Source organism: Serratia proteamaculans (assembly GCF_013337185.1).
Taxonomy (GTDB): domain Bacteria; phylum Pseudomonadota; class Gammaproteobacteria; order Enterobacterales; family Enterobacteriaceae; genus Serratia; species Serratia proteamaculans_D.
Window position 1 is genome coordinate 1,038,871 of the sequence record NZ_SWDE01000001.1, and the last position, 12,141, is coordinate 1,051,011.

At 55.2% G+C, this 12,141-nt stretch carries 12 protein-coding genes; 4 read left to right on the plus strand and 8 right to left on the minus strand.

Annotation, left to right across the window (positions count from 1 at the left end):
* Positions 1–42 precede the first annotated feature (42 nt).
* Genes kdsA through hemA form a run of 6 tightly spaced genes read right to left on the minus strand, consistent with a single transcriptional unit; the run spans position 43 to position 5,404 of the window.
* A complete protein-coding gene (kdsA, locus tag FCL49_RS04825; protein ID WP_012006418.1) occupies positions 43–897 on the minus strand; it encodes a 3-deoxy-8-phosphooctulonate synthase in 855 nt (284 codons plus the stop codon).
* 33 nt (positions 898–930) lie between these two features.
* The gene (sirB1, locus tag FCL49_RS04830; RefSeq protein WP_085116314.1) at positions 931–1,740 is read right to left on the minus strand and encodes an invasion regulator SirB1; all 810 of its coding nucleotides are present in this window, start codon (positions 1,738–1,740) and stop codon (positions 931–933) included.
* Positions 1,737–2,135, minus strand: coding sequence for a SirB2 family protein (locus FCL49_RS04835; protein ID WP_174352633.1), 399 nt, complete (start codon positions 2,133–2,135; stop codon positions 1,737–1,739). The genes sirB1 and FCL49_RS04835 overlap by 4 nt, the downstream gene beginning before the upstream one ends.
* 51 nt (positions 2,136–2,186) lie before the next feature.
* Complete coding sequence (prmC, locus tag FCL49_RS04840; RefSeq protein WP_174352634.1) at positions 2,187–3,023, minus strand: peptide chain release factor N(5)-glutamine methyltransferase; 837 nt, start codon at positions 3,021–3,023, stop codon at positions 2,187–2,189.
* Positions 3,023–4,108, minus strand: coding sequence for a peptide chain release factor 1 (gene prfA, locus FCL49_RS04845; protein ID WP_012006414.1), 1,086 nt, complete (start codon positions 4,106–4,108; stop codon positions 3,023–3,025). The genes prmC and prfA overlap by 1 nt, the downstream gene beginning before the upstream one ends.
* A gap of 33 nt (positions 4,109–4,141) precedes the next feature.
* Positions 4,142–5,404, minus strand: a complete 1,263-nt coding sequence (gene hemA, locus FCL49_RS04850; protein ID WP_135316165.1) for a glutamyl-tRNA reductase — start codon at positions 5,402–5,404, stop codon at positions 4,142–4,144.
* Positions 5,405–6,119: 715 nt separating this feature from the next.
* Here hemA and lolB point away from each other — a divergent pair.
* The 3 genes from lolB to prs all read left to right on the plus strand — a co-directional run bounded on the left by lolB (position 6,120) and on the right by prs (position 8,723).
* A complete protein-coding gene (gene lolB / locus FCL49_RS04855; RefSeq protein WP_174352635.1) occupies positions 6,120–6,743 on the plus strand; it encodes a lipoprotein insertase outer membrane protein LolB in 624 nt (207 codons plus the stop codon).
* Positions 6,740–7,606, plus strand: a complete 867-nt coding sequence (ispE, locus tag FCL49_RS04860) for a 4-(cytidine 5'-diphospho)-2-C-methyl-D-erythritol kinase (RefSeq protein WP_174352636.1) — start codon at positions 6,740–6,742, stop codon at positions 7,604–7,606. The genes lolB and ispE overlap by 4 nt, the downstream gene beginning before the upstream one ends.
* A 169-nt stretch (positions 7,607–7,775) precedes the next feature.
* Positions 7,776–8,723 carry a ribose-phosphate diphosphokinase gene (gene prs, locus FCL49_RS04865; protein WP_012006410.1) on the plus strand — a complete coding sequence of 316 codons (948 nt, stop codon included), beginning with the start codon at positions 7,776–7,778 and terminating at the stop codon, positions 8,721–8,723.
* Between the two features lie 186 nt (positions 8,724–8,909).
* Here prs and ychH read toward each other — a convergent pair whose 3' ends face one another.
* On the minus strand, positions 8,910–9,188 hold the full coding sequence (ychH, locus tag FCL49_RS04870) for a stress-induced protein YchH (RefSeq protein WP_174352637.1): 279 nt from the start codon (positions 9,186–9,188) through the stop codon (positions 8,910–8,912).
* A 313-nt stretch (positions 9,189–9,501) separates the two neighbouring features.
* Here ychH and pth point away from each other — a divergent pair, with 313 nt between their 5' ends.
* Positions 9,502–10,092 carry an aminoacyl-tRNA hydrolase gene (gene pth, locus FCL49_RS04875; RefSeq protein ID WP_174352638.1) on the plus strand — a complete coding sequence of 197 codons (591 nt, stop codon included), beginning with the start codon at positions 9,502–9,504 and terminating at the stop codon, positions 10,090–10,092.
* Between the two features lie 39 nt (positions 10,093–10,131).
* Here the strand turns inward: pth and FCL49_RS04880 are convergent, their stop codons facing one another.
* Positions 10,132–11,661: a SulP family inorganic anion transporter gene (locus tag FCL49_RS04880; RefSeq protein WP_174352639.1), complete on the minus strand. Its 1,530-nt coding sequence runs from the start codon at positions 11,659–11,661 to the stop codon at positions 10,132–10,134.
* Positions 11,662–12,141: the final 480 nt, after the last annotated feature.

Sequence of the window (12,141 nt, forward strand, 5' to 3'; positions counted from 1 at the left end):
AAAAGCCCGACGAGTCGGGCTTTTTACTGAGAGAAAACCAGCTTAGTTGCTGGTATCGAGCTCTGGGAAGCTCTTCACCAGATCGTCGATGGCTTTCATCTGCACCAGGAACGGCTCCAGCTTGTCCAGCGGCAACGCGGACGGGCCATCACACTTGGCGCTGTTCGGCTCTGGGTGCGCTTCAATAAACAGCCCAGCCAGGCCAACCGCCATACCGGCACGTGCCAGTTCGGCAACCTGCGCACGACGGCCGCCGGATGCGGCGCCGAACGGGTCACGGGTCTGCAGGGCGTGGGTCACGTCGAAGATCACCGGATGACCACCAGTGGCATTCTTCATCACGTTGATACCCAGCATGTCGACCACCAGATTATCGTAACCAAAGTTGCTGCCGCGATCGCACAAGATCACCTGATCGTTACCGCCTTCCTTGAACTTGTCGACGATATTGCCCATTTGGCCCGGGCTGACGAACTGGGGTTTCTTGACGTTGATCACCGCACCGGTTTTCGCCATCGCTTCTACCAGATCGGTTTGGCGAGCCAGGAATGCCGGCAGCTGGATCACGTCAACCACTTCGGACACCGGCTGCGCCTGTGAGGCTTCATGCACGTCGGTGATGGTTTTCACGCCGAAGGTCTTTTTGATTTCTTCGAAGATCTTCATCCCTTCTTCCAGGCCCGGACCACGATACGAGTGGATGGAAGAACGGTTGGCTTTATCAAAAGAGGCTTTAAAAACGTAAGGGATGCCCAGTTTTTGCGTCACGGTGACGTAGTGTTCGCAAATGCGCATCGCCAAATCGCGCGATTCCAGCACGTTCATACCGCCAAACAGCACAAACGGCAGATCGTTCGCTACGTTGATGTCACCAATGCTAACCACTTTCTGTTTCATGCTTTCGCCTTTGTTGATGTTAAATCAAATGAATTAATGCAGCGTGACCTGTTTCGGTTCAATCGAGTGGATCTGTACTTTGATCACTTCGCTGACCGGATCTTCAGGACACTGTTCGACAAAATAATTGAGATCCGAAATAGCAATATGGTTGCACTCCAACTGGGCGTAAATCAGCCCACGGTCACGGATTTCGTACGGGTCATCCGGATCGAAGCACAGCACCGTTTCGCTGGCGCGCAACGCCATTTCCATCTGTTTTTCTTCCATCAGGGCGGCCTTCAGCGTATCAAGCATCTTACGCACCACCATGACGTTTTCTGACTCATCGAGATCGTCATCTTCCAACTCGGCGCCCAGACCCAGGTTGCCCTTGATCCACACTTCCAGTTGATGCTCGTTTAGCGTCTCACCGTTCAACGGGTTGATCAGCCACATCTCTTCATCCAGCCAGTCTGCCCGCAGGATCAGCTGGGTGGGGAAAATCACCGGCAACAGCGGTAAATCCAGATGCGCGGCAATGTGCAGGAAAATGGTGCCGAGGGAAACCGGCGTGCCCTGGCGCCCTTCCAGCACCTTGTCGAGCCAAATCGCGTCGGACAGACGATACACGCCGCCGGCACCGCCAAAACCCCAGGTTTTGAAGAACAGTTCAATGAGTGCGTCCAGTTGCTGTTCCTGGCTGAGATCCTTCGGCATCGCCGCACGTGCGTCGTCGACCAGCTGCTGCAGCTTACGTTCGACTTCGGCGGTGGGGAAATCACGCCGCACGGACTGCGAAACCAGGATCACGCCCGCGCTCAGCAGCGCGGTGTTAAATTCAAAATCAGCAATGCTACTCATAAGTATCCCATCAGAAACGGTATTTTCGTCGTGGCAAGTTTAATTATCAGGTACAGACAGCCCAGCGCCAGCACAAACGCCAGGGTGCGCAGGTTCTGGTTTTTGGTCTTCTTGCCCAATGCGACGTAGCCAAGCAGGATATAGATAATAACGCCAAACAGCTTCTCGGTCAGCCACGAGTCCATACCCAGCAGCGGGTAAAACTTGAACATCACCACCAACGCGATACCACTGACGAACAGTACCGTATCATTTATGTGCGGCGTTATCTTCACCCAGCGCTTGTTCATCATCGCCGAGTCTCGCCATTTCCAGAAAAATCGCAACACAAACAAGACAATGCTGATGGTGACTGTCAACAGGTGCAAATGTTTTAACGCTGAGTAGACTGCCATATTGCTTCCTTTTGTTTATTCGCTGTGTGCTTTGTTTTTGTTAGTTCTCAGTTACTGCTGCGGCCATTGGCCAAAAGTCACGCGATCGTTATCACCGTAGTCACGGCGGGTAGCGATCGAAATAAAACCGGCGGCCTGCAGCAATGCGCGCACGCTCTCGCCCTGTTGCCAACCGTGCTCCAGCAACAGCCAGCCCTGTGGCAACAGATACTGCGGTGCCTGCTGCACAATAGCGGACAAATCCGCCAACCCGTGCTGCTGCGCGACCAGCGCGCTGCTGGGTTCAAAACGTACGTCGCCCTGCGCCAGATGCGGGTCGGCGGCGTCGATGTACGGAGGATTACTGGCGATCAGGGCGAAAGTTTGGCCGGCCAGCGGCGCAAACCAACTGCCCTGAAGAAATTGTGCGTTGCCGATCGCCAGCTTCTGCGCATTATGCTGCGCCAGCGCTACGGCTTCAGGCTGTAAATCAACGCCGGTCACCGTGCAGTTCGGGCGTTCGCTGGCCAGCGCCAGCGCAATGGCACCGGTGCCGGTGCCGAGATCGAGGATGTTGCAAGCGGATGACGGCAGGCGCTCCAGCGCCAGTTCCACCAGGCATTCGGTGTCCGGACGCGGGATCAGGGTAGCCGGTGAGACTGACAGCGGCAGCGACCAAAACTCGCGTTCACCAATCAGATAAGCCACCGGCTCGCCACGTTCACGGCGCACCAGTAACCTTTCCAACTGTTCTTGCTGTTGTTGCGTCAGCAAAGTTTCGCCAAATGCCATCAGAAAGGTTCTGGCCCGGCCGGTCACGAAACCCAGCAGGATCTCCGCGTCACGTCGGGCACTGTCACTTTGCGTCAACCGGGCAACTGCCGCCTTCAGCCAGGATTGATAATCCATTACTCGGGCTCAGCGGACAGCGCGGCGAGCTGGTCGGCCTGATATTCCTGCACAATAGGTTGGATAAGCATGTCCAGCTTGCCTTCCATCACTTCATCCAGACGGTACAAAGTCAGGTTGATGCGATGGTCGGTCACGCGCCCCTGCGGGAAGTTGTAGGTGCGGTTGCGATCGGAACGGTCGCCGGTGCCTAACAGATTACGACGGGTTGATGCCTCGGCCTGCTGGCGTTTCGCCATTTCGGCAGCGCGGATACGCGCCCCCAACACCGACATCGCCTTGGCTTTGTTTTTGTGCTGTGAACGTTCGTCCTGACACTCCACCACAATGCCGGTCGGCAAGTGGGTGATACGGATCGCCGAGTCGGTGGTGTTAACGTGCTGGCCACCGGCACCGGAGGAACGGAAGGTATCGATTTTCAGATCGCCGGCATTGATCTCCGGCAGTTCGGCTTCCGGTACCGCCGGCATCACCGCCACGGTACAGGCGGAGGTATGAATACGCCCCTGCGACTCGGTTTCCGGCACGCGCTGCACGCGGTGGCCGCCAGACTCAAACTTCAGCTGGCCGAAAACGCCGTCGCCAGATACCTTGGCAATCACTTCTTTATAGCCGCCGTGCTCGCCTTCGTTGGCGCTCATGATCTCGACGCGCCAGCGACGCGTTTCGGCATAGCGGCTGTACATACGGAACAGATCGCCGGCAAAAATCGCCGCTTCGTCGCCGCCGGTACCGGCACGCACTTCCAGGAAGCAATCGCGCTCATCATCCGGATCTTTCGGCAACAGCAGCACTTGTAATTGCTGCTCCAGCTCTTCCGTCGCCGCCTTGGCGTCTTTCAACTCTTCCTGCGCCATTTCGCGCATTTCCGGGTCATCCAGCATCATTTCTGCGGTAGCCAGATCGTCTTGCACCTTACGCCATTCAAGGAAACAGCGGCTGACATCGGTCAACTGTGCATATTCGCGCGACAGCGCACGGAACCGATCCTGCTCGGCAATAACGCCGGCATCGCCGAGCAGCGCCTGCACTTCTTCATGGCGCTCTTGTAACGCTTCCAGTTTGGCAACAATAGAAGGCTTCATGCGTGGTATTAAACCCTGTTAATAAAGAGAAAACTAATGCTGATCCAGCCCGAGGCTGTCGCGTAATAATTGCAACCGCTCCACGTCGCCATCGCCGGCGGCCTGTTGGAGGGATTTGGTAGGGGCATGAATAAGACGGTTGGTCAGCCGGTGAGCCAGTTCGTGGATAACCTGCTCCACGTCCGCGCCCTGCGCAATAGCGGCCAGGGCTTTGGCTTCCATTTCCGCACGGATCTGATCGGCCTGGGAACGGTAGTCACGGATGGTTTCCACTGCGCCCTGCGAGCGCAACCAGGCCATAAAGTTGATGCTTTCCTGCTGGACAATCGACTCAGCCTGCACCGCCGCGGCCTTGCGCTGCGCCAGGTTGCTCTGAATGATGGCGTGCAGATCGTCCACGCTGTATAGATAGGCGTTGGCCAGCTTACCCACTTCCGGTTCGATATCGCGCGGTACGGCAATATCCACCAGCAGCATGGGCTGGTTGCGACGCGCTTTCAGCGCTCGCTCCACCATCCCTTTACCGATGATCGGCAGCGGGCTGGCGGTAGAACTGATAATAATGTCGGCATCCGCCAGGCGTTCGTCGATTTCCGGCAAGGTGATCACTTCTGCGCCGACTTCGTCCGCCAACAGTTGGGCGCGCTCGCGGGTACGGTTGGCAATAATCATATGCCGTACTTTATGCTCGCGCAGATGACGTGCCACCAGTTCAATGGTTTCACCGGCGCCCACCAACAGGACATTCAGTTCGGCAAGGGATTCGAATATCTGGCGCGCCAGGGTACAGGCGGCAAAGGCCACGGATACCGCACTGGCACCGATTTCAGTTTCGGTACGTACGCGTTTGGCGACAGAGAAGGATTTTTGGAACAGACGCTCAAGCTCACCAGACAGTGACTGCCCGCGTTGAGATTCGGCAAAGGCTTTCTTCACCTGCCCGAGAATTTGCGGTTCGCCCAGTACCAGTGAATCCAACCCGCTGGCCACGCGCATCAGGTGGCTGACGGCTTCGTTGCCGTGATGCCAGTATAGGCTTTTACTCACTTCTTCCGGGCGCAGTTGGTGGTACTCACACAGCCAGGAGACCAGCTGTTCGTGAATATGTTCCTGTTGCTCCACGCTAAGATACAGCTCGGTGCGGTTGCAGGTAGACAACACGACACCGCCCTGCACCAACGGTTGTTGGAGCAAGCTGGTTAGCGCCTGTTCGATAGACTCTGGGGAGAAGGTCACCCTTTCACGCAGAGAAACCGGAGCGGTTTTGTGATTTATACCTAACGCCAGCAGGGTCATTGCTTCGAGTAATACTTCTTTTGGTACGGGTTCTCGTTGAACGGCATTCTACTTGATGCGCGGGATCAATAAAAGGCACAACCGCATCTTCCGTCCAATCGCTGAAATAGACAGCATCAATGAGTGATTAGCAATAAATACAGCAAGATAAAGAATAATTTGACGACATAACATACTGAATTTTAGTGCAGTCTGCGATATTCCGCACAGTATTGAGTAAAACTGACCAACCTGAGTTGGGGATAGCGATCAAATATCCGGCATTTACCAGCCCAAAGTGCCGCAACGAAAGGTGGGATCCAAAATGAAGGACACCTGTTGGCAATAAACATGCTTCGCCTGCAGGTAAAAAAATGCCGAGCCCGCAAAACATAACAGCGAAATAACGATTCGAACTGCAAGCTTCATAATCTTCGGATCTCCCCACGGCGATAGACTCTGGCAATACTACAGAACGCAACATCAACTAAACGCCAACGGCAGCAACACCCGGCCCCAGAGATATTCTTGCGCCCAGAGCGCACGCTCGAGCGATTGTGTTAATCTTATCAGCGAAGACCGCACCTGGCCCCGTGCCCGAGAGCGGTGACAAAGCCGGGAAGTTTCAACGCGATGCAGCAAAAAATTGACGAGCCGGCGTTGCCCCGCTAGCGTAAATACCGATACTCAGGTTTCGCTGTGCGTGCCCGCAAGGACAAAAGGACAAGAGAAAGTTATGCCAATCCGCAAAGTTAGTTTGCTCCGCCTGATCCCGCTGGCCAGCCTGGTGCTGGCTGCCTGTACTACCACCAAGCCGACCGGCCCGGCCACCAGCCCGACGTCGCCGCAGTGGCGTGCCCACGAACAAGCGGTGCAACAACTGAGTCAGTATCAGACCCGTGGCTCTTTCGCCTACCTGTCAGACCAGAAAAAAGTCTACGCCCGCTTCTTCTGGCAACAGTATTCGCCGGACCGTTATCGCCTGCTGCTGACCAATCCGCTTGGCAGTACCGAGCTTGACCTCAACGTACAGAAAAACGTGGTGCAGTTGACGGACAACCAGGGAAAACGCTACGTCAGCGACAATGCCGAAGAGATGATCCGCAAGCTGACCGGCATGGCCATTCCGCTGGACAACCTGCGTCAGTGGATGCTCGGCCTGCCGGGTGAAGCCAGCGACTTCAAGCTCGATGACCAATATCGCCTGAACGCGCTGACCTACCAACAAGGTAGCCAGACCTGGACCGTGGATTATCAGGACTACAACAACAGCCTCAAGCCACAGTTGCCGAGCCGCCTGGAACTGAAACAGGGTGACCAGCGCATCAAACTGAAAATGGACGATTGGACGCTTAAATGATTCGTCAATGGCCATCGCCAGCTAAACTCAATTTGTTTTTGTACATTACCGGCCAACGTGAAGATGGCTACCACCTGCTGCAGACGCTGTTCCAGTTTCTGGATTACGGCGACACGCTGACCATCGACGTACGCCAGGATGACAGCATCCATCTGCTGACCCCGGTGGCCGGCGTGCCGGCTGAGCAAAACCTGATCGTCCGCGCCGCCCGTTTGCTGCAACAGCATTGCGATCGTCACGGGCTGAATACCGCCCCGCGCGGTGCCGACATCAGCATCGATAAACGTCTGCCGATGGGTGGCGGGCTGGGCGGCGGCTCTTCCAACGCCGCCACGGTGTTAGTGGCGCTCAATGATCTGTGGCGCTGCGGCTTGAGCGACGAGCAGTTGGCGGAACTGGGGCTGGCCCTCGGTGCCGATGTTCCGGTGTTCGTTCGCGGCCATGCCGCCTTTGCAGAGGGCATTGGTGAACGTTTACAACCTGCCCATCCGCAGGAAAAGTGGTATCTGGTGGCCCATCCGGGCGTCAGCATCCCGACTCCGGTTATTTTTGGCGATGCAGATTTAAAAAGAGATACCCCGGTTCGCCCATTAAATGTGCTGTTGCAGGCAACTTACGCAAATGATTGCGAACCAATAGCAAGAAAACGTTTTCGCGAGGTTGAACAGCTTGTTTCTTGGCTGTTAGAATACGCGCCGTCACGCCTGACTGGCACAGGTGCTTGTGTGTTTGCTGAATTCGACACAGAAACCGCCGCCCGTCAGGTGTTAAATCAAGCCCCGGAGTGGATACGTGGTTTTGTAGCGCGTGGCGTTAACGTCTCTCCACTACATCGCATTCGTTCCGGGCAGATTGAACCGTAGTTCTCGTTTCGCTGCGCAGAGTCGCTCACACCTGGCCCTGTCATCCCTGCGCCGCTGCGGTTTCAAATTTTTTTACACACCCGTATGATATTGCGCCGGCGTCGCTAACTGCCCCTTAGCGAGGCCGAATGACAATATCTTCTCTGGACGCATGCCTGAGGTTCTTCTCGTGCCTGATATGAAGCTTTTTGCTGGTAACGCCACCCCGGAACTAGCACAACGTATTGCCAACCGTTTGTACACCAGCCTTGGTGACGCCGCAGTAGGTCGTTTTAGCGACGGCGAAGTGAGCGTGCAAATCAACGAAAATGTACGCGGCGGTGATATTTTCATCATCCAGTCCACCTGTGCTCCTACCAACGATAACCTGATGGAACTGGTTGTTATGGTAGATGCCCTGCGTCGCGCCTCCGCAGGTCGTATTACTGCTGTTATCCCTTATTTCGGCTATGCCCGCCAGGATCGCCGCGTGCGTTCTGCTCGTGTGCCAATCACCGCCAAAGTTGTCGCCGACTTCCTCTCCAGCGTTGGGGTTGACCGCGTCTTGACGGTAGATCTGCACGCTGAACAGATCCAGGGCTTCTTTGATGTCCCGGTAGATAACGTGTTCGGTAGCCCGATCCTGCTCGAAGACATGCTGCAACAGAATCTGGAGAACCCAATCGTGGTTTCCCCGGACATCGGCGGCGTAGTGCGCGCCCGCGCTATCGCCAAACTGCTGAACGATACCGATATGGCTATCATCGATAAACGCCGCCCACGTGCGAACGTTTCCCAGGTGATGCACATCATTGGTGACGTGGCAGGCCGTGACTGCGTGCTGGTTGACGATATGATCGACACCGGTGGTACCTTGTGTAAAGCAGCTGAAGCCTTGAAAGAACGTGGTGCCAAGCGCGTATTTGCCTACGCGACTCACCCGATCTTCTCCGGTAATGCTGTGGAAAACATCAGGAACTCGGTAATTGATGAAGTGATCGTGTGCGACACCATTCCGTTGTCTGCAGAAATCAAGGCACTGAAAAACGTGCGTACTCTGACGCTGTCCGGCATGCTGGCTGAAGCCATCCGTCGTATCAGCAATGAAGAGTCAATTTCTGCGATGTTCGAGCATTAATCAGAATTCTTTTCGGTGCGGCGGCCCTGCCGTGCCGGATCGATTGATTGCCCGTTAGCAGAAAAAGAAAAACCCGTTGGTGCATCAGCAGCAACGGGTTTTCTACGGGTAGTCGAACATGACCTTAGACCTGAATACGCGGCAGATCTCCTTTGCCGTTACACCTGCTCCCTTTTGTTTTTTTAATCAATGTGACGAGCGATGATTATCGTTTCGGCACCGTTTATCAAAATGTTTTATCCACCAGTAACGATCCGCCACCTGCTCACGCCCCCCGATACGCGCACCGACCAGCCATAGCAACGCGCCGATGAAGATACTCATGATGGCGCCATGGGCGAAAAACTGCGGTAAATTAAACTGCGATACTTCAGCAAGAATGTTGTATCCAACGCCGACGACCATCACTACCAGCCCCAGCCCCATAAAAAAGTTACCCATTTTGTGTACGTTTCTACGTTTCATATGCCACCTCCATAGTGCCATTAGCCAACCGGGATAACTCAGTAAATCGTTAACCCACTTTGATAAGTTAAGTATAGACCCTGGCCCGACAAGGTGATTGCGTAGGCGATCACAAATGGTAAAGAAAGCATGACAAAACTTTACTTTAAGCAACTAATTAGTTAACAAATTGAATGATTCCGCTAATGAATCACTCACCGCGTTGATGATATCAGCCCACCAACGCCATGCACGGCATCAGGATTTTGTCATTCGGCGCGCAGGCAGGTAGACTAATGCCCTTTCCATTATCCCGATCATAGCGAATCTCCCAGTGAGCAGTATTAAATTGATAGTTGGCCTGGCGAATCCGGGCGCTGAGTATGCCCAGACGCGACACAACGCCGGAGCCTGGTACGTCGATTTACTGGCCCAGCGCCATAACCAGCAGTTGAAGGAAGAGAGCAAATTCTACGGCTACACCGCCCGACTGAATTTGGCCGGTAATGACGTGCGGCTGCTGGTGCCCACCACCTTTATGAACCTCAGTGGCAAAGCCGTACTGGCGATGGCCAATTTCTACCGCATTGAGCCGGACGAAATTCTGGTCGCGCACGACGAGCTGGATATTCCGCCCGGTGTTGCAAAAATCAAACTGGGTGGCGGCAACGGCGGGCACAACGGGCTGAAGGATATTCAGAGCAAGTTCGGCAATAACCCGAACTTCTATCGCTTGCGCATTGGCATTGGTCATCCGGGCGATAAAAACAAGGTGGTGGGTTTCGTGCTCGGCAAGCCGCCGGTCAGCGAGCAAAAAATGATTGATGAAGCGATTGATGAAGCCGCGCGTTGCACAGAGATCTTGCTGACAGACGGTTTGGAAAAAACCGTTCGTCGCCTGCACAGCTTTAAGGCGCAGGCCTGATTGTGATGGCAGCGGACATCACGCCCGCTGCCGACCCGCTTAGGTTCTCAGCTTGAAGGTTTCCTCACCGACGTTAGTGTCATCGGTCTGATAGCCTTCTTCCGCCACGTAATATTGCGGATCGTCCAGTTCATGGCTGCAAAACGGGCCGGCCTGCTTTAACAAACGCACGCAGTCGCCGCTCAGGTGGCGCAAGCGAATGGTTTTTCCCGCCGCCAGATAACGTGCCGTCAGCTTATCAATTGCTTCTACCCCACTGGAATCCATCACCCGGGTACCGGCAAAATCCAGCACCACGTTTTGCGGATCGTTTTTCGGCTCGAACAGTTCGGCAAAGGCCGCGGTAGAACCAAAGAACAGCGGACCGTCCAGTTGATACACTGCGACCTCGCCCTCTACCCGATGCTGACGCACACGAATACGCGCCTGCTGCCAGGCAAATACCAGCGCCGAGATAATCACCCCGCTGATCACCGCCATCGCCAAATCGGTAAAGATAGTGATCACCGTGACCAGCAGCATCACCAACGCATCCGCCTTCGGCATCCGACGCAGGCGGCGCAGTGAACTCCACTCAAAGGTGTTGTAACACACCACCAGCATCACCCCGGCCAGCGCCGCCACCGGCAGCAGGCCGATATAGCCTGACAGGCTGACCACAAACAGGATCAACAGTATCGCGCCGACGACGCCGGAAATACGTCCGCGCCCACCCGAGGTGAAGTTGATAATCGACTGGCCAATCATCGCGCAGCCGGCAAAGCAGCCAAACAGGCCGCAAATGGCGTTGCCCGCCCCCTGAGCGATGCTTTCACGGTTGCCGTTGCCCTTCTTGCCACCCATTTCGTCGAGTACCGTCATGGTCAGCAGTGACTCAATCAATCCCACCAGGGCGATCACTAGCGCATATGGCAGCACCACTTTCAGCATTTCCAGGCTGAACGGGGCCATCGGCAGGCTGAAATGCGGCAAGGCGCCGGAGATATCGGCCAGGTCACCGACCCGTAAGGTATGCAGGTTAAAGCCAATCGCCAGCGCGGAAACCACAATCAGAGCCGCCAACGAAGCCGGGATCACCCGGGTCAGTCGCGGGAACAGCACTACGACCAGGATCGCCAGCGCCACCAGCCCGTACATCAGCAGCCCCTGCCCGGCAATCATATGCAACTGCGCCAGCATAATGACGATCGCCAAACCATTCACAAAGCCGTGGATCGCCGGCAGCGGCACCAGTCGAATAAATTTACCCAACCGGAAAACACCGATCAGGATTTGGATCACCCCAGCGAAAATCGTCGCCCATAACACATAGGCCATGCCGTGTTGCGCCGCCAGGCTCATCAGCACCACCACTATCGAACCGGCCGCGCCCGACACCATGCCCGGTTTGCCGCCAAACAGGGCGGTCACCAGACCGATAATAAAAGCCGTGTGTAGCCCGACGATCGGAGAAAGCCCGGCGACCAAAGAAAAGCCGACCGCTTCGGGGATCATCGAAACTGCCACCACAAAGCCCGCCAGCACCTCGTTCTTGACGGTCGACAGCCTGAAATTGTTCAGGTCAAACATGGATTATTCACTTCTGACAGATAAAAAAACATTCCCGCAGCACGGGAAACAGAGCCGCATGGCGCGGTAAACCTCAGGAGGGGGGCAACTCAGGGTGGACTGGGCAAGAAGTGCATCCGGCGCGTTTCCTGTAGGTTAATCAGAAGTGTCAGTATGTGTAAATGTGATCCAAATCTCAATCAAAAACCGGCTTTGCGGCTGCATTTGCCCGCAGCACACAGCCAGATCGAGAAAACGGCTATGGCTTCTCCCTCTATGCAACAGGCTGCACTTAACGAGCGAGTAGAATACAGTCAATTCACCGAGCCTGGCTGTAGGGCTAAATTTAAAGAGGCTGAGCCGTAGATTGAGACAATAATAGTTTTTTATTCTTGGCATGGAGTACCGGCTTCCTGCTACATCCCGAGCATCTTAAACGATGCCTGGATAATAACCTTCTTCTTCTGATACTCCTCGAGTGAATAATAAAAGAAGCAAGTG

Coding starts and splice junctions, on each gene's coding strand:
- kdsA (WP_012006418.1), bottom strand. CDS start 897: ATGAAACAGAAAGTGGTTAGCATTGGTGACATCAACGTAGCGAACGAT.
- sirB1 (WP_085116314.1), bottom strand. CDS start 1,740: ATGAGTAGCATTGCTGATTTTGAATTTAACACCGCGCTGCTGAGCGCG.
- FCL49_RS04835 (WP_174352633.1), bottom strand. CDS start 2,135: ATGGCAGTCTACTCAGCGTTAAAACATTTGCACCTGTTGACAGTCACC.
- prmC (WP_174352634.1), bottom strand. CDS start 3,023: ATGGATTATCAATCCTGGCTGAAGGCGGCAGTTGCCCGGTTGACGCAA.
- prfA (WP_012006414.1), bottom strand. CDS start 4,108: ATGAAGCCTTCTATTGTTGCCAAACTGGAAGCGTTACAAGAGCGCCAT.
- hemA (WP_135316165.1), bottom strand. CDS start 5,404: ATGACCCTGCTGGCGTTAGGTATAAATCACAAAACCGCTCCGGTTTCT.
- lolB (WP_174352635.1), top strand. CDS start 6,120: ATGCCAATCCGCAAAGTTAGTTTGCTCCGCCTGATCCCGCTGGCCAGC.
- ispE (WP_174352636.1), top strand. CDS start 6,740: ATGATTCGTCAATGGCCATCGCCAGCTAAACTCAATTTGTTTTTGTAC.
- ychH (WP_174352637.1), bottom strand. CDS start 9,188: ATGAAACGTAGAAACGTACACAAAATGGGTAACTTTTTTATGGGGCTG.
- FCL49_RS04880 (WP_174352639.1), bottom strand. CDS start 11,661: ATGTTTGACCTGAACAATTTCAGGCTGTCGACCGTCAAGAACGAGGTG.